This is a genomic window from Sedimentibacter sp. LTW-03 (assembly GCF_052059825.1).
Classification (GTDB): Bacteria; Bacillota; Clostridia; order Tissierellales; family Sedimentibacteraceae; genus Sedimentibacter.
This window is the reverse complement of sequence record NZ_CP197180.1, coordinates 269164-294833: the sequence shown is the minus strand read 5'-3', so window position 1 is coordinate 294833 and position 25670 is coordinate 269164. Positions and strand designations below refer to the sequence as shown.

Genomic DNA, 25670 nt, shown 5'->3' with positions numbered 1-25670 from the left:
GCCATAATGAGTTCCTTCTTCTCTACGATACTTTCATTGTATCATACTTAATGTTTTTATTTAGGATTTTCTCATTTTGACTTGTACTTTTTATACACCACTTCAAGTTATTTAATAATTTTTAGATCTCTTAAATACCCAAGAACTAGTTCTTTTCTATAGTCAGCATCTGAGTTTTGGTGAATATCTAAATTACATGCAAAAAACCAAGTGTCATTTGCTGTTTCTACATATCCAACATACCATCCAATCTGAGGGTTAATCCGCTGTACCCATCCTGTTTTCCCTCTAAGAGTATACTCAGCATTCTTTTCTTCAATCATAAGATCTTTTAGAATCTTGTAATAATCCTCTTTGAAATTATACTCTTCAGTATAAACTTTTTTTAAAAAATCTATCTGTTCTTTTGCGGATATTCTAATATCACCTTCAAGCCAAAAATTATCAGCTCTTATTCCTACCTTTTTATTACCGTAATCTATTTGATTTAAGTACTCTGAATACTTTTCAATGCCAACCTTTTTAGCTAACTCCTGATAGAACCATATACAGCTTGAGGGTAAAGCCGTTTTCAAGTTCTGGTCTTTATTCCATTCAGGAAGTCCCTTATCTTTACCATCCCATTTGATAATTTCATTTTCATCATTGATGATACCTTCTTGTAAAACTATTAACGTGTTTGGAATTTTAAATGTTGATGCTGGCAAAAACCTTTGTTCTGATCTTTCTTCATTAATAATGAATTCTTTTCCGGCAATTAGAGAAGAAACAACAATTGTTGCATCTATATTATTATCATCTATAAAATTTTGGGTCACCGTACTATTATTACACCCACTTAAATTTAGTAATAATAAAAACATTAATAAAAACTTTATTATCTTCATTTGTAGCTCCTCACCCTTTTTTTCTTAATTTATATAATTATAACTATATTTTTAAAGAAATACTTGATATTTTGTACTGTTTTTAAGGATATGTGGAGATTAACATTACTAGTAAAATTTATCTATATAGCAACTCTTAGATGATCACATACAGTATTCAACTTTAAAAAATTCTTCTTACGCTTGATATATCCAATTTACGACAGCTTTTGCTTCTACATGCTTGAGCAAGGAAAAAGAAGATACACGCCCCCTATACAATCGTATAAAAACATTATACACCAAAATTTTACAATGCTCAAACGCTTAATAACTAGCAATAATGAGACCAATTCAATTTGCCAGACAGTGTCTGTCTGGCAAATGTCATATTTTAAATAAAGTACCCTCATATTTTTCATATTTGATCTGGAAAACCCTCTTCCAAACTCTTTTATCAGTTCTTTAGACAACATGTTATAATCAATACCGATTTTTCCCTCAGAACTGCAATCCTGCATCTGAACTACACGCTCCACATGCCTTGTGTGGACAATAATAATGTTGTGTGAATTTGTGGTTCCTTGGCGAAGGAGTATCTTTTTGAGTATGATTTTTACTGTCTTGACAACGAGTTTCTCACCAATTTTCCATCATTTTTTCCATACTCATTTCTTCAAAATTCACATCACTTGGCGGTACAAAAAGAGACTCATCAATGTTTACATTATCGCTGATTTCCGTAACATTTAATTGCATCATGGTTTTTTCACCAATAGCAACTTCATATTTTAGAGGTGTTCCATATTTTTTGGAATACCACATTTTAACAAGCACATCGCCTATCTCTTCATCAGTTTCTGTTGCCTCTATATAAATAACTTCTTCTCCTTCCAATTTTTCTACCCTTGCAATGACATCTTTTGAAGATTCCTCAACTACTTCTGTCAAAAAATCGCTATTATCTACCATTAGCCCCATTTCTTCAGCATACGTAGTATTAGCACCAATCATTTTTACACCCTCTGTTTCTCCATAAACATAACTATACATTACACTCTCATTCGGCAAAAAGATTAAAATACTTTTTGACATTCCTGGAACATCCATTTCTGTCCTTGTCATATCTCCATTGTAATAAGTAGCCATTTTGGTCGTAGTCCCATAAGATGTCATTTCAGATTTTATCATTAACTTTTCTGGCCTTTTGTTATCTATGGAATTAATTAAATCAATACCCTCTAAATTTTCGTTAACATCCTCTTTTTCTTCAGTTTTAGAAACTTCTGTTTCATTGCTATTGGAAATATTCTCCTCAATTTTTTGCTCTGCTGGTTCTTCTGCCTGTTTATTATCGTTTGAACATGCTACACAACTCAGTGAAACCATAGCAATTATAAATATTGCTAAGAACTTTTTTTTCATAATTTACTTCCTCCTACTCAACACTAAATACAATATTTTTTTTGTTCCCAAAATCATTTAAATCCGGCGTTACTGTCATATAGAAATCCTTTCGGCCTTCTTCAATATAGAATGAAGCAATTCCATTTATTGTTTGGTTTTCCTCAATTGTATTTTGTAACGTATAATCATTCACCGCTTCATTTAATCGAACTCCATCAGCAGTATATACGCCATTAAAATTTAAACCCAGCATAAAATTTTGCGTTTCTTTTGTCTTATTTGTAATGTCAAGCTCACACAAAAGAATTTCTTTTCCCTCTTTATCACTGGATTTTACATTAGCACTTTTCAATAAAATAGTAAGTTGTTTTGACTCTAATGGCACTCCTATGGTATATTCACTTTTTGTGCCACTTCCAGCAAATTGTTCTAAAAAAGTTTTATCGATATCATTTTTTGTTATCTCAATGGCTGGTTTATATTCAAAATTATTACCTATATTCAAAACGAAATCTTCTTCATTACTATCTGTAATTTCAAATGCTGTTTCACCCATAATCTTATTTTCTGGGGTGATAGTTCCAATCAAATCTGTTTCCACATCTGCCAAGATATTAAGGCCATATTCAACATCGTTTTTATCAAATACCGTGAGTCTATCAAAAGCAGAGAAGTTAATATCCTCGCTACTATGATTAAACACTTCAAGTTTTAAAATAAGATTTTTTACGCCATCACTATACTCTTTTGTTCTAACACCAATAATATTGTAACTTAATTGCGCTCCTTTATAGACTTCTCCGCATTTTTTTAATCCAAATATTTGACTTTCTCCTTCATTAGGTTGTGCATCTTCTTGTTCTTCAACTTCTTCCGCTTCTTCAATTTTTCCCGCTTCTTCAGCTTCTTCCGATATAGCATCTTTTTGACTAGAACATCCAACCATAGTCATTCCTAGTACCAAAATCACTAAAATCAACAAAAATTTACGTTTCATAAAACACTCCTTTTGCAATAAAACATCATAATTACCTATTCCTTTTATCCCTTTAATCTCTGCCAAATAAATTTGTAAGTCCGGATAGTTCCTCAATTGGATTATTAAATCCTTTGGATTCACCTTTACCACCTCGGCCTGCCGCAGAATATACTTTATCAGCCATTCTACTAAATGGTAAAGACTGCAACCAAACAGTTCCCGGGCCTTTTAGAGTCGCAAGGAACAGCCCCTCTCCACCAAATAATCCAGATTTAATACTTCCTGCAAATTGGACATCATACTCCACATCAGACGTCATAGCAACAAGACAACCTGTATCCAATTTTAGAACTTGGTTTTCCTGCAAATCTTTACGAATAATAGTTCCACCCGCATGTAAAAATGCCATACCATCCCCTTCTAATTTTTGCATAATAAATCCTTCACCACCAAAGAAACCTGCACCAATTTTCTTTTGTATATGTATATCAATAGAAACTCCTTTAGCTGCACACAAAAAGGCATCTTTCTGACAAATAAGATTTCCTCCAAATTCTGTTAGTACAACTGGTATTATCTTTCCTGGATATGGTGCTGCAAAAGATACATGTGCCTTTTCCCCCACAGTATTCGTAAACACTGTCATAAAAAGGCCTTCCCCCGTTATGACTCTTTTACCTGCACCCATTAACTTCCCCATAAGTCCCTTGCCATGACTGTTAGAACTTCCATCTCCAAAGATAGTTTCCATACTTATCTTTTCATCCATATACATCATTGCGCCCGCTTCTGCCACTACGCTTTCTCCACCATCCAATTCGATTTCTACAAACTGCATATCATCTCCATAAAGATTAAAATCAATTTCGTGTGATTTTGCCATGAAATCCCCTCCTAAATAATATAAAATACCTTTCTCTATTAAGTTTACTTGAAATTGGTAAAAAGTGTAATATACTAGTAGTCACTTTAAAAGTGACGATTGTAATCTCTTTTACTAAACAATTAGCCGAATGTCTTTTTTCTAATTAAAAAAAGACCCCGCCATAAGCTGAGTCTGAAATAAATATAATTTATTAGGGAAGTGGTATGGTAATATTTGCAGTAAACCCTTCTCCTAACTCACTACTATATCTCGCTTTTCCACCCACAAGAGCTAACCTGCTATCAATCCCTGTTAGTCCATTCCCTTTCATCAAATTTTTGAATCCTGTTCCATTATCCATTAACTGTATCATAACTTTTTCACCGTCAAAAGTAATAGATAACAATATACTGGTGGCATTGGCATGTTTTAATGTATTGGTAACAAGCTCTGTAGATATCTTTTTAATAATATCAAACACTATTTCATCGATATTATCCTGTTTGCCTCTAAAATAGAAATTTGTCTTAACCCCACTAATTTCAACAGTTTTTAACATGCTTTTTATTTCTCTTTCTAAAATAGCAGATGTGCATATAATTATTGTCGGCTTACTTTTAAGTTGTTTCATTTCATCAAATCCATTTTTAACAGAAAATTTAGCTTTTTCAAAACTTTCAATGGTTTTATCTCTATTTTTTTCTAGAGAAATTTTTGCCACCTCGAGAAGTTTCATTGTTATAACAAGCGAATGCCCTATAATATCATGTAATTCCCTAGCAACATAGTTTCTTGCACTAATATGTGAGGTTTGTTTAAGATTTTCTATTTGCTCTTTCAGTTTTTTATTGGCATTGGTAAGTTCATAATTCTCCTTTTCCATTTCCGCACTAATCATATGCAAACTAGTAATATCATGAAAAGATATAATAAATTTGGTACCGCCAATACTTTGATAATTGCTGATAGCATATCGATAATATTTATTTTCGTATTGTAATATTTTTTCTCCTTGAGATGCAATGTTTTTTGTAAAATATTTTACCACCACTTGCAAATCCAAAAAAATTTCTTTTGCTTTCTCATTAGCATAAATTATAACACTGTCCTGATTCATAATCACAATAGGTGTATCCAACCTTTTGGTTACCTCATGCTTCATTAACGGTGTAAGGTCAAAAAACTCATATTTAAACGTAGCATATATAAATATTAAAATAGACCAGGTGTATACAATTGGTGTAATATCAAATATCTGTATCCCTATAATATCAAACAGCGATCCTAGTATTCGGGTAATATAAATAAAATTAAACACTAGTGGTAGCAGTATGGCAATATATATAATACTCTTTTCTATCCTTGATTTATCTTTAATTTGCTTTTTAAATTTATTTCCACACAATATCATACCTATGAAAGTAAACGAATAAGTAATCCCTATAAAAAAATAAAAAAGCTTTCCAAAATCATCGCCCCAAAAATGGTATACTCGATAAAATAAATAATGATATGGGTTTGTTAATACTATAATAAATTGTACGAGTGCAACAATATAAATTCCTACCCTAATTCCTTTTTTCAATGGTTTTCCTTTGTTATAAATATAAGCAAAATCCAAGAAACTTGCTCCTAACAAACAGATACCAAAGTAATACAAAACAATAAACCCCCATCGCAGTTCTACCGTTGGTGAAACTGTTTTAAACACTTTTCCAATCAACCATATGATCATAGAAAATTGTACAAGAAAAAAAGCCTTTAAAGAAATATTTCTATTTGCTTTCATATAAAGTATCATGAACGCTATGATATTTACTATTATTGCTGCAAAATTCCACAGCGTAATTGTTGCAACCTTAACACCTACGCTATATTCCATATCTATACAATCCCATTTTCCATTGCAAATATTGCAATTTGCATTCTATCCGACATATTTAATTTGTATAGTATTTTGCTTACATAGTTTTTTATAGTTCCTTCTGAATAATTTAGATTCACAGCAATTTCTTTATTGCTGCTACCTGTGGCTATTAGCTTAATAATCTCGACTTCCTTTTCAGTCAAAATATCTTTGTATTGTGATTTATAGTTGCTTAACCCTTTAAATCTATCAATTATGATCTGTTTCACACTTTCATGTATTACCGTTAGCCCACTATAAACACATTTTACAGTCAAAATTAAGTCCTTATAACTAATATCTTTTACAATATATCCATCCGCTCTTGCAATGAAAGATTCCATTATATTGTCTGGATTCTCAAACGTGGTAAGGATAATAATTTTAATATTGCTATTCTTTTCTTTAATCTTTTTGGTAGCACTAACGCCATCTAAACCTGGCATTTCTATGTCCATAAGTATAACATCCGGATTTAAATTTTCGCACAATGTTATTGCCTGAATTCCATCACTGGCTTGCCCGACTACATTGATTTCATCATCATGATTTAGTATGTACGCAATAGACTCCTTAAATAAATTTTGATCATCCGCAAGTACTACGTTTATCATTTTAACCTCCATAGTGTTCTCTAAACGCTGATACAGCACTTCTTACATCTTCTAATATTTGACTATTATATTGAATCGTTTCATCAATTTTATCTTCTAAATCTTCGGAATCAATATCTTTTTCAAGGTTAACAATCTGAAAAATTAAATTTTCCATATCCTGTTCTCTTGTTGCAATAATTTCTTGCAACATAGAATTAATCTTTTTTTCCTTTTCCAAATGATACACAACTTGAGCATAATTTTTCAGACTGTCATTAGCTTCTTTGGATTTTTTTCTTTGTTCTTCCAATTGATACAGCATCTCCATCAGATGCGTGATTTCTGTTATTGTTATAATGTGTCCCAGCGTTTCATCATTGGATTGTAAAAAAGAAATCTTATGAGAAAAATAATGTTTTTCACTTCCAATAGTCAGATAAACGTATTCTTTTTCAAAATATTTTTTTCGTTTTTGAATATTTCCTTCATACAAAGTATCGATATCCTGCACATTAATTTTATCTAGCTTTTTAAAATATTGAGACTTACTAGCACAATAATTTTTATATATTATACTTCCATTCACATCTGTTACATAAATGAAATCTGTCACCATATCTCCAATTTTATCAAAAAATATGCCTGTGACCCCAATTTGCACTTGATCATCACTTCCAAGACTTAATAGCAATCCCACCAAAAACATCAAAATATATTCTATGAAATCAAGATAGGAAAATTCAATGATTACACCAACAAAATAGATACATAACGGCATAAATATTCCAATAAATGTCCATAAAGTAATCACCTTGTTCTTATAAACTCTATGTATATTTTCTTTGGCACTTTGGCATTTCACAATAACATATAAAACTCTTATTAAGAGCATTATAACACATACCTTATAAAACAAACTATAACTCGTTGAGAAAAATTCATAATGTTCTATCAACATTTTGTTCTGTATCAGAATGCTAATCAAAGCAAAAATAATGACCACTATTCCAAAGAAAATATTTTTTATCTCTTTTATTAATTGAATTTTTTTGCCAAACAAATAATTGATTAGCAAAAAATAGGCAACTAAAAATAATATAGATGCCATACATTTAAAGCTACTAGCTAAACCTTTATTCGGAATAACTACCTCTATGACTCTAAGAATCAAATTTACAAAAGCGAGAGAAAGGATGGTCAATTCCTCTTTTTTATTCAAATGTTTATAATAAGCGGTGATGATAACCGCTAATGTAAACATCACAATAAAAACAAGTACTACAACACTATAAAATTGATAAAAAGTATAATATCTTCCGTCACCCATCATAAACTCCTTAGATAATATATTTATGCTGGTAAAGTTTAAACGCTAGATTAACAATAATTACTGCTTTTTCCGGTATCGTATCTACCTTAAATCAAGCAAATCATTCACTCTCCTATCTATGCTTATGAATCTACATATCTTCCCTGCCATTTATAAACGTTTGCATCTTGCCTCAAACTTTTGTATATTTTTGTTGATTTGAAGAACCATATCAACAGCATTGTTAACGGTATTATATATAAATTGACAACTTTAGTCAATTTACAAAAGGAGAATGATAAAAAAATATTATTCTTTTGCTGATAATTTATTAACAACCGCCGGAGATCTTTGCGAGACAAGCTTGACAAAGCTTGCTATCAAAATTAGCACAATAAATTACGCTGTTCCCAAGCAAATGAGGGAAAGTGAATACCTCACTTTCCCTCTATCAATAAATTTAATTTTTTACACCTAAAATTTTCAATTGTTCATCAATCTTTGCTTCAAGTTCTGCAATTTCCTTATTATCTTGTTCCAACAGCTTATTTATTTCTTCTAAGTCAATCGGTTCTTCTTCCTCAAAAGTATCAACATAACGTGGTATGTTTAAATTAAAATAATTTTCTCTAATTTCCTCAATCGATGCCAAATGAGCATACTTTTCTACATCTTTGCGTTCTTTATATGCTTTTATGATTTTATCAATATCTTTATCTCTTAAATTATTTTGATTTTTATTCTTTTCAAAATCATTACTTGCATCAATAAATAGTATATCTTTATTTTCACGATTCTTCTTTAACACTAAAATTACTGTTGGAATACTTGTTCCATAAAATAAATTTGCTGGCAATCCAATTATTGTATCAATACGATTTTTACCAATTAAAGTTTCTCTTATTTTTCCTTCTGCTGCACCTCTAAATAAAACTCCATGAGGTAAAACAATAGCCATTGTTCCAGTCTCATTTAAGTGATAAATACTATGCAATATAAAAGCGTAATCTGCCTTTGAAGCTGGTGCTAACTTTCCATATTCACTAAAACGTGGGTCTTTTAATTTAGTTTTATCATTATCCCATTTTGCTGAATATGGTGGATTTGCAACTACTGCATCAAATCTACGTGGATGATCTATACCTTTTGCATCTGGACCATCTGGCCAATCACTTTCCAAAGTATCAGCATTACTTAATACCATATTGTTATAAGATATACCATGCATCATTAAATTCATACGTGCCAAGTTATATGTAGTTGTATTCAATTCTTGACCAAAGTACTTCATGGGAATTCCTTTTGGTAATTCTTGACCTACAGTAAGTAATAAAGAACCAGATCCCATTGTCGGGTCATATACGCTAAATAGTTCATCTGATTTTTCTACACCTTTTGTTACTACTTTGGCTAAAATCTTGCTTACTTGATGTGGTGTATAGAATTCTCCACCCTTTTTACCAGCACTAGCCGCAAATTGACCAATTAGGTATTCATATATTTCACCTAAAATGTCTTTCCCATCATCACCTTTGTATTCAATACTATCAACTAATTTTACTATGTTGTTAAGTGATTTAGCACGTTCGTTTGTAGAATTTCCAAGACGAGAATCTCCTAAATTAATATCATTAAATACTCCACGGAAATCTTTTACTGCTTCTTTATTTAATTCTGCATTTTTATTAAAGTTATCAAAAATAGTTTGATAATCACTAGGAATAACTTGTGAATCATTAATTTTATCAATCAATGACTGCCATGTATCCTTTGGAGCAATGGCATATCCTAAGCTTGCTGAAATATCTTGTAAATAATCTTCTAACTCCGACTTATCTACTTGTGAATTATAGGATTCATTAATAGACTTCCCCTCTATAACATCAATAACATTATTATTTAACAAATACTCCTCTTGATGTTCTGATAAATATCTATAAAACATAAATGCCAATATATAATTTTTGTACTCTGATGCATCCATTGTTCCACGTAATTCATTTGCCATTGCCCATAATTTATTAGTAATTGATTGTATATTATTGCTCATTATTTTTATTTCCTCTCTTTTATTAATTTGCTTTATACAAACATCTGTTGCAAAAGTCCCTTCTTTTGTTGCTGTAAATGCTCTAGCTTACGTTGATGAAAGGTGATAAGGGTGTCGAGACTCTCTATAAAATCACCAATCTTTTTCTGTTCATTTAGGGAAGTGAACGGAATGTTTATAGTCTTCATTCCTACCATATCAATACTTCGCCCATCTCTAATACCATATACATGTGGTTTTAGTTTAACATTTATAAAGTTATGAGATCTAAAATATGCATAATAAAAGCGAGAGTCTGCACCATTACCATGTAATGTATGATAGGCTGGACTTATGATTCCAGTAAAATTCGATTTTTCTAATCCACCTTCAAATGATCTTAAATGAACTATGAAATCATCTTTTTCTACCATCTTATAATTTAATAAACTTTTTTTATCAAATTGCAGATTTCTATCTGATTCATCTCTCCTTATTGTTCCCTTGCCTTGAATAATTGTTAGCGGAGGAAGTTCTTCATGGTTCTTTTCCGAATATTCCTCAAAAACATCTCCTAACTTACGCTGTTCCCAAGGGTCAGCAAATCCTGGAAAACGAAGTTCTGGAAATTTTTCACCATTTTTAGGAAACATTTTTTGCAACAAACCTCTCTTCTTATCTTGTAAGTGATTTAACTTACGCTGATGAAGGGTGATAAGGTTGTCAAAATTATGAAAGAATTTGCCAATTTGAATTTTTTCTTCTTCTGATACCGGTAACGTCAATTTAAGCTCTTTCAGTTCACTAGCTTTAACTAGTGGTTGTCCGGTTCCAAAAGATAATTTTTTGATATCAAAGTTCATAAGCATATAATAGGTAAAATCCAAGTTTTCACCCTGAATAAATACGGTATTATCGCTTATTTTAACCTTTCCAGAGTGCCTATATAATTCTCCTGCATTTGCTCCAACTCTGGCGGTTAGTAAAAAATCTCCCTCATAGTCATAGTTATTATCATATCCAATAACAGATGTTGAACCTAAGATTTCATATTTTCCATCATTTTTAGATGAAAACTTGCTTTTACCAGTATCAATAGAATTGGTTTCATCGCTCAACTTACGCTGTTCCCAAGGGTCAGTAAATCCTGGGAACCTTATTTTAGGTACATTCTCTTTATTATTATCCATTTTATCTCCTATCTTAACTGTCAATTCATAGTTGACGGCTTAATAATTAATTTTGAAAAGTATAATTAGATATAATTTAACTTTCAGCCTGATCATCAGCCAATTCATAAATAGCCTCACGCAAACCGTTGCGGTACTTGATTCTAGATAAAGCCTGTATATCTTCGTCATGTGCTAATGTCTTGTAATCCAAGCTTGCTTTTGCAATTATATCTCGAATTTGGCCAGTATCATCTAAATCTTGCATACCATAACGATGACAACTAAATAATTCGCGCATCTGAGCACTTGTGATAATATCTGTGATTCCCCACTTTACTCTAAAATCTAAGAATAGTCTATCAAGACTTACATTGTTAGCCGCTTGAATAATTTCTTCACTATCGTTAAGATTTACTGGATATTTAAGATTAGTACCCTCCGGCGGATAATACCCTTTGATAATAGCCATTGCTGCATTCATAATTTTCATAGCATAATTTCTATCTTCTAAACCATTGGCAAATTGATCAATTTTTTCTTTTGTAGTTTGTGCTTCTTGGTTCTTACCCTCATGTACTTGATTTAATAATTGTTCTACCAATTCAGTTAAATAATCATAATCTATTTTCACATCCTTAACATGAGTCATTTTTAACTCAATTTGATAAAAAGGAATTTTCTTTTCTTTTGATATATGTTGTTTAAGCTCATTGGTTAAAACTGTAGTAAGCATAGTTTCCTCTTCACTTGTCATGCCTAATTTTTCAACTAACTCATCAGGATTTTCGTAATCAAAGCCTACTGCATTTCCATTAACTTCTTCAGGTGCATATTGTTTTAATTTAGCCACACCAACATTATAATCACGCAATAAATCAAGCATATGTTCTTTTTGCTTCTCAGAAGGTGGTAACTGTTGAAATTTATTAGTTAAACTGTCTAATTTCTTAACAACATCTTTAACTTCATTAAATACCTCTTCAAAAGGTTTAGCAATAATTCCATCCTCTTGGTTAGATTTACGCTTCTCATCTTCTGATAAAATTGCAGAAGCTTTATTAGCATAAATTGCAAGAGCTTGATTCATCAACTTCTCATTTTGAGCAGGCCAACGATAGTTTACAATACGCCCCCAAGGTTTTTCTTGCATATCAGCAATACGATTTGTTCTTGAATAAGCTTGAATAAGTCCAGCTCCTTTAAGTGTTCTATCAACATAAAGGGTATTAAGTTCTGGTGCATCAAATCCAGTCAAAAGTTGATCTACCACAATCACAATATCTAGAAAGTTTTTATCTGTAGCTGTTTTATTCAGACGACTAGTAACATCTTGTGTATATCCTGCTACATCATCCATACCAAAGCTTGTACTAAACTCTTTGTTATAGGCTTTAATGGCATCATGTAAATTTTGATTAGTGGCAAGCATGCTATCATTATTGGATGAATTTTGGCTAAATGTAACTGCTACTTTTAATGTTCGTCCACCGTTTTTCCTATTTTCAGCATTTACTCGTTGAAATTCATTAAAATACATCATTGCCATTGGAGTACTAGCTTTCCCACCACCAACATGAGTGGTAAAAAGTGCATTATATTTTCCTTCGTTTGAACGATTTCGCCAATTCTTGAAAATATCTTTAACTACTAACTTGATGTGTTCCGAATTTTCATCATAAAAACTTGGTTCAACCGCATCATCCATATCCTCTTGACTTAGATTATTAATCTTCTCTTGAATTTGTTTTTCTGTCCACTTTGGATAGCGTTCTTTATAAAAACTTGGTAGATATTTTAATTTCATTTGTTTTTCATCAATCGTTGTTTCAAAATCTACTTTAAATCCCAAAACATTTCTATCTGCTATTGCTTCACGAATGGTATAGGCGTGTAACAATGGCCCAAAAATATCTTCAGTGCGTAAGCCATTAGTAGTTTCATCAAACATTGGTGTTCCCGTATAGCCAACCCAAGCAGACTTCTTGAAAGCTTTTTGTATTTTTTCAAAACTTTCACCACCAGTTGAACGATGTGCCTCATCCACTATAAATACAATATTTTTATCAGGTGATTTAAAAGATTTACGTTTTACTAAAGTATCAAGCTTTTGAACAGAAGTAACAACAATATTATTATCTTTGCTCTTTAATTTACGACTTAAATCATTAGTATTATATGTATTCTGAACACTACCTATCATATCTTCATTAGCATCTGGATCATAGGCCCTATAATTTTCATTTGTTTGTTTTGTTAAAGCAATTCTATCTACTAAGAATACAACTTTATCAACTTTTGGCATACGACTTGCAAGCCAAGCTGTTTTAAAACTAGTGATTGTCTTACCTGAACCAGTAGTATGCCAGATATACCCTACTTTATTTATACTAAGCTCAAAATCAACTCGTTTTAAATTTTCAATTACATTCTGGGTAGCATATACTTGATATGGACGCATTACCTTTAGCATTTGTTTGTTTTTTGTACCATCCAAAATCATATAATTAGTAGCCATTTGATGTGCCATTGGAATACTTAACATTGAATCAGCAAACTCTTTCCAATTACGTACAATCGTATTATCACTTTTACGTTGCCAGTTAAAAGCAAAGTCCTTATTAAACTTATCTGATGTGGTATTAGCCATATATTTAACGTTATTTGGTGTAATTGCCACCAATATTTGTAGAGTAGAAAAAATATCTCGATATTGATTTTCTTTGGAATATTGATGCATTTGATTTAGTGCTTCATTGACATCATGTGTATCACGTTTTTCTTCAATTTGTATTATAGGTAGACCATTGATAAGAAGTGTCGTATCAAAACGACGATTTTGTTTTCCAGTGATAACTGCAGGACGTTCAATCTGATTAACTACTTGATACACTGTATCTCCAGCACCAATTTGTTTTTGATCAAAAACTGTTAAGAACACGTGACGACCATCATCTAAATCAATTTCGATTTGCGATACACCATTAAGTCCATATAAAAATTGTCCAGCTTCATATGGTGTTTGAATATTGGATATAATTTTTTTGACTTGATTAAATTCTACAGTACTTAAAGGATGATCAAGTGTATTTTGATTGTGCCTCTCAAGAATCTCTTTAAAGTTATCCCAAAGCTTTTCTGTAGTTTTAATTTTTGGTTCATACTTCCACAGTTTTGTTTTTATACAGTAATCAGCAGGTTTTTCTCCAACAATAAAATCGCTGATTCCTTCTAAGTGTTCAGGTTTAGTTATTGTTCCACTTGTAATATACTGTATTAACTCAGTTTCAAATTTCTCTTCATTCATCTTTCGCATACCTCCTCTAACTTGGATAATCTGATTTTTGTTTCAAGTTCTGCTGCTCTATTTCTAAGGGATTGTAGCTTTAACTGATTAAAATAAACTTGTCCTATAATTATTTGCTTATCTATGCAAGGTATTTTGGGTATTTCAAGCTCTTTAAGTTGCTTTAGAGTATATTTTAAAACTTGAGAGCCTTGCAGTCCCAGCATAAACTGTTTCTTGATTGTTTTATTTTCATTAATAAGATAAACCAAAAACTTTGAATCAATTTTATTGTTAGGTAATAACTTAACGTAGTTTTGCGTATAAATATATCCCTCATGCTCTTTTCTTACTATTGTTGAAACTCCCGTGATTAAACTAAATACTACATCACCATCGCACAAGGTATTTAATTTATCATTGGTCCTGACTTGTTTGTTGTCCACAGTTTTTGAAATAATTCCTACCAAATCATCTGTTAAATCTGTCTGACTATAATAAGTAAAAAGCGGTGTTTTTTCATCAAACACTTCAGTAATTCTAAACTGAGGCGATCCACTTACTAACTCAACTAATTCACTTAACTTTTTCATAAAATATCGTGCCTTTCTAAAATTACTTTATTTACCATAATGTAATCATATCACAAAAGGAATTTTATTGCAACTGTTAAAAATGTAATTTTTTAAAATTACATTTTTAAACTTTATACTCAGTCCTTGCTTTTTAAACACTCATTCTCCCCAAAAATCACGAAAAGCCCCTGAAATCAGGGCTTTCTATTGTATCAATATTTGACTTCCTATATGGTGGAGTACAGGTGTTTTATATACTAGTCCGTTCCACTTTGCTCCATATGTTTTACTGCCTTGGCTCCAAGTTTCTTACCAATTTTCCATCATTTTTTCCATGCTCATTTCTTCAAAATTCACATCACTTGGCGGTACAAAAAAAGACTCATATTAGAAACATATAGTTATAATCCATTGCAAATCTTTTTCTGATATGTCTATCATTCTAAAAGAATATTTGAGATTTTCTACAGTGTCTCTTGATTGATTTTCTAACATAAGCCGGTCAACCGAGATGCCTTTTTTAACAAGGTAGCGCTTCATTGCCTCGGCTTCTGAGATATTTTCACCTTCTCCTTGTCCTCCTGATAAAATAGCTTGAGTATCTGGATTTTTAGATAAATAATCATAAGCTACATCTAAACAATATTTAAGTGTTAATGAAGGTGTTTCTCCCCGTACTCTTGCGCCAAAAACAATAAGGTAATCGCAGTTATTAACTGTATTAAATCCTATACCTTGAAACACAATAACACCCTCAATGATTACAAATATTAAGCATACCCCCAAAAATAATAGCTTAAAATATTTATTGGAAAACAAAAAATGAAATGGCTTTTTAAAGGATAATACAAGACTTCCAATAATGATAGCAACCCACACTATCCCCATGTCAGCGCCTCCATTTAATGTTATTATGCTGATGAGATCTTTTAAGGCCTCCATTATATTTTCTGCTGTTGGTCTCTTTGATATTTTGTAGCTTATTATCTCTCGTCTTGATAGCTGCTTAAACTCTTTTTTTAATTGTCCTTGACATAGGGTCCATTTTAAAACATTATTTGTACTTGTTCTCTTTTCTTTTCTTTATCTTTACTCATCATGGTAAGCACCGCCCGAATTTTTATGATTTTATTATATATAAACTTCTCAAAAAGTCCATAATTTCAACGTTTTTATTATTTTATATACAAAAAGTCGTAAGATTTAGCAAAAAATTTTACGACTTTGTCTACATTCTGATGGTACCAAGAATTCTTGGTACTATATTTATTTTCTGTTTCAATACTTTTTTTTCTGTTTCAGCTAAAATATCTAAATATTTAAATTGATTGCATGATGCTATAAATAGTTTTGGAGTTTTCCTTTATCATTAGATTTTAGAATTATCCTTCAATTGGCTTAGAAGAAGCCGAGCAGAATCAATTACTCTACCCGCTATTTTCGAAGTCTTAACAGGGGTAACCCAAGCCCATCAGCTAATTCTTTTAATTTCTTAAATGCATTTGCAACAACAGCTGTATCAGATCCATAAGCTATATATGTAGCTCCAAGGCTAACATATTTCTTTAATTCTATTGGAGATGTACAATTAATACCAACAGCTTTTCCCTTTGACAGAGTTTTTTTGAAAACATCTTCTATAACTGACAGCACCTCAGGATCATTTGCTTTACCTGGTTTACCCATAGATTGACTTAGATCAGCCGGACCTACAAAAATTACATCTAATTGTGGAATTTCCAATAAGTCATCTATTTTATCAGCCATTTCTTTATTTTCAACATGTACTACAACTAATGAATTTTTATTTGCATATTCAATATAAGGTTCATCCTTATTCCATGAACTGTACATTGCTGATCTTTGAGTAGTTGTAAATCCTCTGTTCCCTTCAGGATAATATTTTGACGATTTACATACCACTTTTGCTGTTTCTATTGAAGTTATACTTGGAATCTGAATACCATCAGCACCTGAATCAAGTGCATGTAGAACATCTTCAGGTATAGCTTCTCTAACTCTAACCACAGTACTCATTCCTGCACATTCACTAGCTCTGATAATACCCTCAACATCATAGCTAGAATAATTTGAATGTTCAGCATCTATTATAATAAAATCAAATCCTGAATTTCCTATCATTTCAGCAATAGCTTGACTATTAAACTTAACAAACATCCCAACTACTACTTCTTTATTGAATATCCTTTGTCTTAATGAATATTGCTTATTCATACTTTCACCACCTATTAAAAATACCGGAATAAAATATTATGTCACGAATTATTTTTTAACCTTCTTATACGCATTGATTCACCATCAATACCTAAATGTTCCGATTTCATTTCGTTTATCATAATTCTTATAGTTGATGTGGGACAACTTAACACTTCGGAAACAACATCTGTCATTTTTCTAATTAATTTCTCTTTCTGTTCTAAAATTCTACCTTCAACCAAATTAACTTGAATTATCGGCATATATTCACCCCATTATTATTTTTTAATTTTCTGTAACGCTTAATTTTAAATTTTCTTTATACACTTTATATTTACATGAATAAATAATCCATATAAATAACAGCAAACCAATTATATCGGTATTTCCCTCTGGATATAATAATAAGAAAGCTGCTATAAAATTAATAATTCTATTTACAACACTTATTGGTTTTGATACAACACCTTCAATTCCCCACGTTAAAGCCATACAGCCCAAAAGTGCAGTGGAAAAAGTCCATAATACAGCTATAAGATTCCCCTGCGACAATAGTATCGGATTTAAGACAAACAAAAATGGCACTATATAAGCAACAATACCTAATTTAACAGATTGAACACCAACCTTCATTGGATCTGCATCAGATATGGCAGCAGCCGCATATGATGCTATGGCAACTGGCGGGGTAATACAAGATATAACTGAAAAATACAAAACAAACATATGTGCCGCTATTGGAATCGCCCCCATCTGAATTAAAGCAGGAGCTACTAATGAAGACATTACAATATATGCAGGAACAGTTGGCAGACCCATACCCAATATTATGGCAACAATCGCTGAGAAAAACATAGCTAATACTAAATTGCCATTAGAATATACAACTATCAGAGAAGTAAACTTTAATCCCAAACCTGTTAACATTATAACTCCAACTATAATACCAGCACAGGCACTTGTTACTGAAACACTTAATATGCTTTTAGCGCCACCTTCTAAACCCAGCAACATCTTTTGCAACGTTAAAATTTTTCTGTTTTTTACTAAAAAAACTGCTATTAAAGTAACCAAGGCGTAAAAACCTGCTATCATAGGAGTATATTTTGCCATCATTAAACCAACCAAAACTACAAAAGGAATTAACATATACCAACCATTAGATAAAACATCCTTGGTATTTGGCAAAGACTCCTTAGAAAGACCTTTAATATTCAACTTAACAGCTCTTGCATCAACCATAAAAAATAAGCAAAAATAATACAACAGTGCCGGTATCAATGCAGCTTTAACTATAGCCATATAAGATACCCCTAAATAATCTGCCATTATAAAAGCTACAGCCGCCATAATCGGTGGCATTATTTGTCCCCCTGAAGAAGCAACTGCCTCAACAGCACCTGCAAATACAGGTGAATAACCCACGCTTTTTATTAATGGTATTGTAAATGTTCCAGTACTTACAACATTTGCTACAGAACTACCGGATATACTTCCAAAAAGTGCACTTGCTACTACTGCAACTTTTGCAGGTCCTCCTCTCTTAGAACCAGTTACTCCTGTTGAAAGGTCGATGAAAAATTGTCCCGCACCTGTTACTTCCAAAAATGATGCGAATATAATGAACATAATTACATATGTTGCGGTAATGCCTAATGCACTTCCAAAAATCCCTTCTGAAGTAAGTGCTAATTGTTCTAATATCTTAGTAAACGAAAATCCGGTATGGGACAGCATACCTGGTAATCTGTCTCCAAATAAAGCATATAATAAAAATACTATACATACAATCGGTAAAGTCCAACCGGTTAATCTTCTAGTTGCTTCCAAAACAAGAACTAGTATTAATACAAAAGTAACCTTTTGAATAATTGTTAATGGTGTTACAAATAAAATTCTATTTTGCAGCACTTTGTATGTTACTATTAAATAACCTAAAGTAACTACTGACAATACAATCAAAACTATATCAAATATTTTGACTTTGCTGACTTTATCTCTTTTTATTGAAAATGATCCATAACTCAATATTAAAGCAAAAAGCAAGTGTATATATCTATGTACCTGGGATTCGGGAATCCCGAATGCCCCGGTATATAGATGATAGCAACTCATAACTATAGCTACGCTTTTAATTATAGACTTAAAATTCAAACTTTGTTTTTCAATTTTCATTGCTATATCCTTTCAAGTTTTACTTAATCACACCTATTTCCTTATAATATCTTTCTGCTCCAGGGTGCAATCCAATTCCTGTGCTACAACCATATTCAGGTTTCATGTGTTCTAAAGACTTGTTAACAGTCAATAATTGATCATAATTTTCGTACATTATTTTAGTCATATTATATACAACATCTTCTGATGTTTCAGTATTTGCAAATAATATAGTCTTGCATCCTATAGCTGATACATTTTCATCTGAACCCTTGTATATACCTCCCGGAATCACTACCTTATCATAAGCTGGACTTATTTCCAATAATTTTTCTATGTGTTCATCATCTAAACTTAACAGTTTAACTCCTTTAGATTCAGCTAAGTCCTGCATTGCGGCATATGGGTAAGTGCTCATGTAGGCAATTGCATCCGCATGTCCATCCTTAACTAAATCTACTGCATCAGTAAAACCTACAAAGTTAACTTTACCTAAGTCATCGTATGACATATCATAAACTTCTAATACTTTACGAATCATTTTTTCAGCAGAATTACCTTTTTGTTGTGTACATAAAACCTTGCCTTTTAAATCTTCTATTGAATTAATATCAGAGCCCTCAGCTGTGGCAATGTGCAATACTCCAGGATATAATGCAGTAACACCTTTTACATTTGTTAATTTGTTGCCTTCAAAATCCCCTACACCTGCTTCTGCATCCAATACATCATCCGGGAAACCAAAACCTAATTGAGCTTCATTACTAGAAACACTAAATATGTTTGAAATTCCTCCGCCTGGGCCAACTGAAGTTACAGAGTTAGAAATATTTGTTTTAAATAATTCAGCAAGCGCACCTCCAATTGAATACCAGGCACCTCCAGAACTTGCTGAAACAATATTAATTTTTATATCTTCTGATGTTGATTGACTTGATTGATTATTACCTTCTGTATCAGAAGGTGCAGAACATCCAACTACCGTAAATATTAACATCACTAACAATAAAGCTGATAAAATTCTCTTGATTTTCATAAAATTACCTCTCTTTAGTTTATTGTTTTTATTTGAACAGCATTTTTGTCGCATACATGCTCACATATGCAACAACCGCTGCAAAAATCTTCATTATATTGCATTTTCCCATCTTGCAATTTTAAACCACCAAAATAGCATCTGCTTATACACTGTTTTTCATCACAACTATCACATACTTCTTTATTAAACAATGCCTTTCTGCTTGGTATGTCGCAAAGATGTTTATATGAAATTATCTTATCTGCAGTTTTACCTTTCAAATCTTGTATGTTCTTAACATTTCTTTTTGTTAACTGACATTTTAAATCATCCAACAAAACATTTACATATTCAGCTCCCCGGAGCATTAAAGTTGAACCTATTTGCACTAAGCCTGCACCACACAATATAAAATCAATAATGTCTCTTGCAGAATCAACTCCATTTCCTCCGCAAATCTCAATGCCTGTGTTTTTGTAAACTTTTGATAAATTAGCCAATGTAATAGGTTTCATCCAGGGTCCGCCTATTGCAGCCCACCCCCCTATAATAGGCTCATCCGTTTCTTCATCAATCATCAATCCTTGATATCTATGCATTATAGTAACTGCCTTAACACCGGCATCCTTTAATTCTTTTACCAAAGATGTCATATCTGATATTTGAGGAGTTAACTTAACAATGATAGGAATTTTAACTTCTTTCATTATTTCTTTAACTATCTCAACACATAATTCCTTTGATTGTCCTATTAAAAAACCTAATTTCCCGTCTGCAGCTTCACCATGTGGATTTCCGAAATTCAGTTCTATCATGGTAAATCCTAATTCTTCAAAAGTTTTTGCATAATTCACCCAATTTTCAACTTTACTTGCTGATATGCTTCCAATCAGTACAACATTATTTTCTTTTGCAAATTTTAATTGTTGAATAGCTTTGGGAATATATTCTTCCATGGTAAGCATGGAACCACCCCTTGAAAAAAAGTAATAACTTTTTGGTATTTCTCCGTATATTTTATTTTGATTCATGTCGCGGATATCCATCATAGTTATCTTTGCAGTTTGTAAAGCTTTAGCATCAGTAACAGATTTTGTTATGATACCCCCTACTCCGGATTTTGCAAACAATTTAAAGCTGTCCATTTCTCTTGATATATCTGTTGATGCAACAATGATTGGGTTCTTAAATTTAATTCCTAAGAATTTCGTTTGGAACATTTTGTTCATTTTATTCTCATTCCTCATTTTTATTTTTTAATTCTGCTATAAAATTACTATATGACACCGTATATTCAGGTCTAACGGGAAAGAAAATGTCCATTTGCATACATGGAACCGGACTGTCATAAACATGTATATAATGCTCAATATTTGCCGGTACACTAACCCATGAACCCGGTGTCAATCTGTATGCTTTCCCATCTACATAGTAATCACATTCGCCTTTCACAACTAATGCAATCTGTTCATTTGGATGACTATGAGGTCTAACCTCATTGCCATTATCCACTTTATTAATTGTACAACTAATATTATCCACTCCTGTACCAAATACAACTCTTGAAATTCCTTCTCTTACTTCTTGCCAAGGAAGTTTATTCCAATTTCCTGATTCGATTCTTGCCATTATATGCCTCCTAATAATGTAATATCATTTAATATATAAAATCTAATTATAATTTATAAATTTAACAAAATAGCAGGATTGTGTTTTGTCATAAGATTGATTTGTTCTTCAGTTACTCCATACTTGTCCATTAACAAATTAATAAAGTTATACATTCCTTCCACCGGCATAGTGTTTCCATACTGTCCTAAATCCGAATCTAAAATTATATGTTCGGCACCGCAAATATCAATCATTTTTTTTGCTACTATGTCTTCTACGTTTCCAATTTTTGAGCCACTTTCAAACACACATACATTCAGCTCAATAAAAGCGCCTAAATTCACCCATCTTAGCATATCTTCATATGAAGCTCCTACGTTATAATGAGGATGATTTACAAGTATCCTTTTTACTCCTAATTCAACCGCCTTATGAACTAAATGATCTACTTCCCACAAAGTACCATGTCCTGTTCCCAGCACCATATCATTTTCAGCTATGTATTTTAAACACTCAACAGCAAATTCATCCATTTTACCATTTTCATCTACATAAACAACAGGTTTTTCATCAACTTTTGATTTTCCTGCTCCCACAAAAGCTGCTTTACTATGATCATCTATATGTTTTTTTGTTGATACAGTCGGAAAATATATAATTTTCGCATCCATTTGCTTTGCAGTATCCAATGCCTTTAGATTGAAAAGACCTATTGAATTGTTTAAAGCTATAGAACCATATACTTTACAACTTCCTTTACCTAAGTGTTTTTCAATCATCTTAGTACCAAGCATACTTGGAAAATAATGATCTTTAACCAAAAATCCGGCATATCCTGCTTCCTCAGCTTGCTTAAGCATCTCTGCAGCATCGACAGACCGACTGGCTACTGAGGGTCCTGCATGGACATGTATGTCTATAATGCCTTTAAGTATATCTCTTTTCATACTTTTCTCCATTCATTTAAAAATGTTTTACAATATTATATATAGCAATCGGTGTGCCAATTTTATAATTTAAAGTATAATTATGTTATTTAAAACAAAAAGCACTGTATGTTGTGTTTTTCGGAAGAAATGAACACAATATATAGATTAGTTAAAACTAAAAGCAATCTGACAATTTATTTTAATAATTCAGTTGATTCATTTTTGTATTATTGATATAATATTGTATTGTTATTTTTAATAAATAACTTATAATAACTTAGGAGGTTGGTATTTTGATATATAATTATAGTTTTCCTGAAAGTTATAAATACTTAAATGCTTTTTTGGTTTCTGATTTAGTTGATCATCCTATACATATAATAAATAATAAAGGCCAAATAATATTTGTTAATAAAGCTTGGTGTAAAACTTATAATATGAAAAAGGAAGAAGCCTTCGGAAAACATATTCAGGATATAATGAGTCTTCAATTAAAATATTTTCTTTCTATTAATGAAAAAAATCATATGAATGATGATTTTTTTGTAGATTATCACTTGTTTGATGAAACTTCTTCTCAATCAACTGCTATATTGGCATTAAAAGACCGAAAAAAAGTGTCAATGGTAACAAATTCGTCTGACGACAGAAAACTAATGGTTACCAGTACACCTATATTTAATGGATTAAATGAAATAGAATATGTATTTACATTAGTGCAAGACCTAACTAAAATTTCAGATTGGAAGGAGAGGTTAGATTCTGAAATAGAAAAAAATAAAATCCTAAATGAAAAAATTAAATTTCTTAAGGAAAGCAAAGATAACTCCAAAATAATTGGCACCTCTAAAAAAATCAAAGAGCTTAAATCATTAATTCCGTCTATTGCAAAAACAGATGCATCTGTTTTAATATTAGGCGAAAGCGGTGTAGGTAAAGAGGTGTTGTCAAAAGAAATTTATACAAATAGCTCAAGAAATACCAAACCTTTTATTACAGTTAATTGTGCGGCTATTCCAGAAAATCTCCTTGAATCTGAAATGTTTGGATATGAAAAAGGTGCATTCACAGGTGCAGTTACATCAAAAGAAGGATTGTTCGAACTTGCCAATGGTGGTACTATTTTGCTTGATGAAATCGGCTCAATGCCACTCAGCTTGCAGCCTAAATTGTTGAGAGTGTTACAAGAAAATGAATTCATGAGAGTAGGAGGAACAAAAAAAATAAAATTAGATGTAAGAGTAATATCTGCAACAAATGAAAATTTATTTAATTCTATTAAATCGGGAGCTTTTCGTCAAGACTTATATTATAGATTAAATGTATTACCATTAAAAATACCACCATTAAGAGAAAGAAAAGAAGATATAAAACTATTTTGTTTAAAGTTTTTAGAGGAATTCAACATAAAATATGATAAAAATAATTTTTTTAATGATAAAGCGTTGTTTTATTTAGAACAATATGACTGGCCAGGTAACATAAGAGAGTTGAAAAATGCTATCGAAAGATTAGTTATAGTTGGAGAAAAAGACGTAATAAATGCAAATCAAGTTCTTGCTATCACAAATCCCAACGAAGTAATTAAATTAGAATTTGAAGATAGCTTTCAAGAGGAAGAAGGCATTTCACTTAAAGCAGCAGTGCAGTCATTAGAACGAAAATTAATAAAAAATGCCCTTAAAAAATATAAAACCACTTATAAAGCAGCTATAGCATTAAAAACCACACAACCAACTATAGTAAGAAAAGCAAAACAGCTTGGTATTGAAAAAACTTGGGAGCAATAAAGAAATTACAATAATTAATCATTATGCATTATGTTGCTTAAATTTACGTCATGACACCTTAGAACTAAGTGACATAACCACAAGGAAGGAATCCTCTATGCCTTTATTGGTGATCTTGGTCAATAAGTTGGATTGACAATTTGCGGGACGGTTCTTTTTGATTGATGTAAAATATAAACTGACAATAAAAAAGCACGGTACATTTAATAAAACCATTTGCATCTAGTTCTTTTTGTAATTTACATAAATTTCCAAAACAAGCATCGACTGAAAATCCAGGAAATTCCCATTCAATTATTTTTGCGAAATATACCAATGCACCTACATCATAAAAATACATTGGAGTAAATACTTCTCCAGATTTCAGTATTGTAAAACCATTGTTTTCCAGTTATCTAACATTGTTATCCAATGTATGATTTGGAAAAAAGCAATCTTTTTTTAATAAGTGACTTACTTCATAAGCATCAAACGATTCATAACGGTTGATTATTATGTCAAAGGAATTATTCTCATAGGGCAATTTATCATCTTCATATACTTGTCTGACAGTAATTCCAAGTGGCTCAATGTTTTCTATGCATATTTTTACATTTGGTGGATATGCCTCAGTAACGTAAGTCAAGGCATATGGATGTTCAAGTGTTAGCACAAATTCTCCACCTCCAGTTCCCACATCCAAAATCTTATCAGTATCTTTAAGAAACGATAAAACAATTGAATGATAATCCCAATGTAAATCCTCACTATCCCATCTATCATAATATATGAAAAATCCCATCCCTTGAACGCATGTGCTTCTTCAGATTTCCACTTACTTCTTAACTCTTTTAAATTCATTATAACTACTCCTTTTATTTAGTATAAGCCGATAAACGGTGCAGTTAACTGATAACAAATTTATTTATCCTCTGTGCAATCTGCTATAAGATTATACTAACTGCCCCGAGCAATTAATTAG

The 25670-nt window shown here is 31.6% G+C and carries 22 protein-coding genes and 1 pseudogene; 1 reads left to right on the top strand and 22 read right to left on the bottom strand.

All coding sequences use genetic code 11. The features are described 5' to 3' along the window. Nucleotides 1-107: 107 nt before the first annotated feature. The 20 genes and pseudogenes from blaOXA to ACS3UD_RS01395 form a co-directional block, all read right to left on the bottom strand. The gene (blaOXA, locus tag ACS3UD_RS01490; protein WP_308138096.1) at nt 108-887 is read right to left on the bottom strand and encodes a class D beta-lactamase; all 780 of its coding nucleotides are present in this window, start codon (nt 885-887) and stop codon (nt 108-110) included. A 316-nt stretch (nt 888-1203) separates the two neighbouring features. Next, nucleotides 1204-1339: pseudogene (locus ACS3UD_RS01485) on the bottom strand (DUF1016 N-terminal domain-containing protein); the annotation flags it as partial. A 166-nt stretch (nt 1340-1505) separates the two neighbouring features. Then, nucleotides 1506-2291, bottom strand: a complete 786-nt coding sequence (locus tag ACS3UD_RS01480; RefSeq protein WP_308138097.1) for a hypothetical protein — start codon at nt 2289-2291, stop codon at nt 1506-1508. Between the two features lie 13 nt (nt 2292-2304). Next, on the bottom strand, nt 2305-3393 hold the full coding sequence (locus tag ACS3UD_RS01475) for a DUF5067 domain-containing protein (RefSeq protein ID WP_308138098.1): 1089 nt from the start codon (nt 3391-3393) through the stop codon (nt 2305-2307). Beyond that, a complete protein-coding gene (locus tag ACS3UD_RS01470; protein ID WP_308138099.1) occupies nt 3323-4135 on the bottom strand; it encodes a TIGR00266 family protein in 813 nt (270 codons plus the stop codon). The genes ACS3UD_RS01475 and ACS3UD_RS01470 overlap by 71 nt, the downstream gene beginning before the upstream one ends. Nucleotides 4136-4328: 193 nt before the next feature. Further along, complete coding sequence (locus ACS3UD_RS01465; RefSeq protein ID WP_308138100.1) at nt 4329-5999, bottom strand: sensor histidine kinase; 1671 nt, start codon at nt 5997-5999, stop codon at nt 4329-4331. 2 nt (nt 6000-6001) lie between these two features. Beyond that, complete coding sequence (locus tag ACS3UD_RS01460; protein ID WP_308138101.1) at nt 6002-6637, bottom strand: response regulator; 636 nt, start codon at nt 6635-6637, stop codon at nt 6002-6004. Nucleotide 6638: 1 nt separating this feature from the next. Beyond that, complete coding sequence (locus tag ACS3UD_RS01455) at nt 6639-7949, bottom strand: hypothetical protein (protein WP_308138102.1); 1311 nt, start codon at nt 7947-7949, stop codon at nt 6639-6641. A 439-nt stretch (nt 7950-8388) separates the two neighbouring features. Continuing rightward, nucleotides 8389-9978: a type I restriction-modification system subunit M gene (locus tag ACS3UD_RS01450; RefSeq protein WP_308138103.1), complete on the bottom strand. Its 1590-nt coding sequence runs from the start codon at nt 9976-9978 to the stop codon at nt 8389-8391. A gap of 32 nt (nt 9979-10010) precedes the next feature. Next, nucleotides 10011-11147, bottom strand: coding sequence for a restriction endonuclease subunit S (locus tag ACS3UD_RS01445; protein ID WP_308138104.1), 1137 nt, complete (start codon nt 11145-11147; stop codon nt 10011-10013). Between the two features lie 76 nt (nt 11148-11223). After that, nucleotides 11224-14433 (bottom strand): type I restriction endonuclease subunit R, encoded by a 3210-nt coding sequence (locus tag ACS3UD_RS01440; RefSeq protein WP_308138105.1) that lies wholly within the window; start codon nt 14431-14433, stop codon nt 11224-11226. Beyond that, entirely contained in the window at nt 14430-15005 is a 576-nt protein-coding gene (locus tag ACS3UD_RS01435; RefSeq protein WP_308138106.1) for a restriction endonuclease subunit S, read from the bottom strand. Before ACS3UD_RS01435 ends, ACS3UD_RS01440 begins: the two co-directional genes overlap by 4 nt. Before the next feature lie 369 nt (nt 15006-15374). Next, nucleotides 15375-15875, bottom strand: coding sequence for a YdcF family protein (locus tag ACS3UD_RS01430; RefSeq protein WP_440977718.1), 501 nt, complete (start codon nt 15873-15875; stop codon nt 15375-15377). 546 nt (nt 15876-16421) lie between these two features. Next, nucleotides 16422-17222: an HpcH/HpaI aldolase family protein gene (locus ACS3UD_RS01425; protein ID WP_308138108.1), complete on the bottom strand. Its 801-nt coding sequence runs from the start codon at nt 17220-17222 to the stop codon at nt 16422-16424. Nucleotides 17223-17263: 41 nt separating this feature from the next. Further along, nucleotides 17264-17467 (bottom strand): 2-hydroxymuconate tautomerase, encoded by a 204-nt coding sequence (locus tag ACS3UD_RS01420; RefSeq protein WP_308138109.1) that lies wholly within the window; start codon nt 17465-17467, stop codon nt 17264-17266. 22 nt (nt 17468-17489) lie between these two features. Next, complete coding sequence (locus tag ACS3UD_RS01415; protein ID WP_308138110.1) at nt 17490-19379, bottom strand: TRAP transporter permease; 1890 nt, start codon at nt 19377-19379, stop codon at nt 17490-17492. 19 nt (nt 19380-19398) lie between these two features. Then, nucleotides 19399-20397, bottom strand: coding sequence for a TAXI family TRAP transporter solute-binding subunit (locus ACS3UD_RS01410; protein WP_308138111.1), 999 nt, complete (start codon nt 20395-20397; stop codon nt 19399-19401). A 14-nt stretch (nt 20398-20411) separates the two neighbouring features. Then, complete coding sequence (locus ACS3UD_RS01405) at nt 20412-21608, bottom strand: tRNA-dihydrouridine synthase (protein ID WP_308138112.1); 1197 nt, start codon at nt 21606-21608, stop codon at nt 20412-20414. 7 nt (nt 21609-21615) lie between these two features. Then, a complete protein-coding gene (locus ACS3UD_RS01400; RefSeq protein ID WP_308138113.1) occupies nt 21616-22008 on the bottom strand; it encodes a cupin domain-containing protein in 393 nt (130 codons plus the stop codon). Between the two features lie 53 nt (nt 22009-22061). Beyond that, nucleotides 22062-22937, bottom strand: coding sequence for a DUF6282 family protein (locus ACS3UD_RS01395; protein ID WP_308138114.1), 876 nt, complete (start codon nt 22935-22937; stop codon nt 22062-22064). A gap of 275 nt (nt 22938-23212) precedes the next feature. Here ACS3UD_RS01395 and ACS3UD_RS01390 point away from each other — a divergent pair, with 275 nt between their 5' ends. Beyond that, nucleotides 23213-24709, top strand: a complete 1497-nt coding sequence (locus ACS3UD_RS01390; RefSeq protein ID WP_308138115.1) for a sigma-54 interaction domain-containing protein — start codon at nt 23213-23215, stop codon at nt 24707-24709. A gap of 391 nt (nt 24710-25100) precedes the next feature. On the opposite strand, the gene ACS3UD_RS01385 is transcribed toward ACS3UD_RS01390, so the two are convergent. Both ACS3UD_RS01385 and ACS3UD_RS01380 read right to left on the bottom strand, forming a co-directional pair. Then, nucleotides 25101-25361 (bottom strand): hypothetical protein, encoded by a 261-nt coding sequence (locus tag ACS3UD_RS01385; RefSeq protein ID WP_440977717.1) that lies wholly within the window; start codon nt 25359-25361, stop codon nt 25101-25103. Further along, complete coding sequence (locus ACS3UD_RS01380) at nt 25355-25549, bottom strand: hypothetical protein (protein WP_440977716.1); 195 nt, start codon at nt 25547-25549, stop codon at nt 25355-25357. Before ACS3UD_RS01380 ends, ACS3UD_RS01385 begins: the two co-directional genes overlap by 7 nt. Between the last annotated feature and the right edge of the window lie 121 nt (nt 25550-25670).

Excerpts from the sequence above, each read along its gene's own strand:
- ACS3UD_RS01410 (WP_308138111.1), bottom strand. The coding sequence starts at position 20,397 with ATGAAAATCAAGAGAATTTTATCAGCTTTATTGTTAGTGATGTTAATA.
- ACS3UD_RS01450 (WP_308138103.1), bottom strand. The coding sequence starts at position 9,978 with ATGAGCAATAATATACAATCAATTACTAATAAATTATGGGCAATGGCA.
- ACS3UD_RS01460 (WP_308138101.1), bottom strand. The coding sequence starts at position 6,637 with ATGATAAACGTAGTACTTGCGGATGATCAAAATTTATTTAAGGAGTCT.
- ACS3UD_RS01395 (WP_308138114.1), bottom strand. The coding sequence starts at position 22,937 with ATGAAAAGAGATATACTTAAAGGCATTATAGACATACATGTCCATGCA.
- ACS3UD_RS01445 (WP_308138104.1), bottom strand. The coding sequence starts at position 11,147 with ATGGATAATAATAAAGAGAATGTACCTAAAATAAGGTTCCCAGGATTT.
- ACS3UD_RS01400 (WP_308138113.1), bottom strand. The coding sequence starts at position 22,008 with ATGGCAAGAATCGAATCAGGAAATTGGAATAAACTTCCTTGGCAAGAA.
- ACS3UD_RS01470 (WP_308138099.1), bottom strand. The coding sequence starts at position 4,135 with ATGGCAAAATCACACGAAATTGATTTTAATCTTTATGGAGATGATATG.
- ACS3UD_RS01455 (WP_308138102.1), bottom strand. The coding sequence starts at position 7,949 with ATGATGGGTGACGGAAGATATTATACTTTTTATCAATTTTATAGTGTT.
- ACS3UD_RS01465 (WP_308138100.1), bottom strand. The coding sequence starts at position 5,999 with ATGGAATATAGCGTAGGTGTTAAGGTTGCAACAATTACGCTGTGGAAT.
- ACS3UD_RS01415 (WP_308138110.1), bottom strand. The coding sequence starts at position 19,379 with ATGAAAATTGAAAAACAAAGTTTGAATTTTAAGTCTATAATTAAAAGC.
- ACS3UD_RS01405 (WP_308138112.1), bottom strand. The coding sequence starts at position 21,608 with ATGAACAAAATGTTCCAAACGAAATTCTTAGGAATTAAATTTAAGAAC.
- ACS3UD_RS01480 (WP_308138097.1), bottom strand. The coding sequence starts at position 2,291 with ATGAAAAAAAAGTTCTTAGCAATATTTATAATTGCTATGGTTTCACTG.
- ACS3UD_RS01440 (WP_308138105.1), bottom strand. The coding sequence starts at position 14,433 with ATGAATGAAGAGAAATTTGAAACTGAGTTAATACAGTATATTACAAGT.
- ACS3UD_RS01435 (WP_308138106.1), bottom strand. The coding sequence starts at position 15,005 with ATGAAAAAGTTAAGTGAATTAGTTGAGTTAGTAAGTGGATCGCCTCAG.
- ACS3UD_RS01420 (WP_308138109.1), bottom strand. The coding sequence starts at position 17,467 with ATGCCGATAATTCAAGTTAATTTGGTTGAAGGTAGAATTTTAGAACAG.
- blaOXA (WP_308138096.1), bottom strand. The coding sequence starts at position 887 with ATGAAGATAATAAAGTTTTTATTAATGTTTTTATTATTACTAAATTTA.
- ACS3UD_RS01430 (WP_440977718.1), bottom strand. The coding sequence starts at position 15,875 with ATGGGGATAGTGTGGGTTGCTATCATTATTGGAAGTCTTGTATTATCC.
- ACS3UD_RS01380 (WP_440977716.1), bottom strand. The coding sequence starts at position 25,549 with ATGAATTTAAAAGAGTTAAGAAGTAAGTGGAAATCTGAAGAAGCACAT.
- ACS3UD_RS01425 (WP_308138108.1), bottom strand. The coding sequence starts at position 17,222 with ATGAATAAGCAATATTCATTAAGACAAAGGATATTCAATAAAGAAGTA.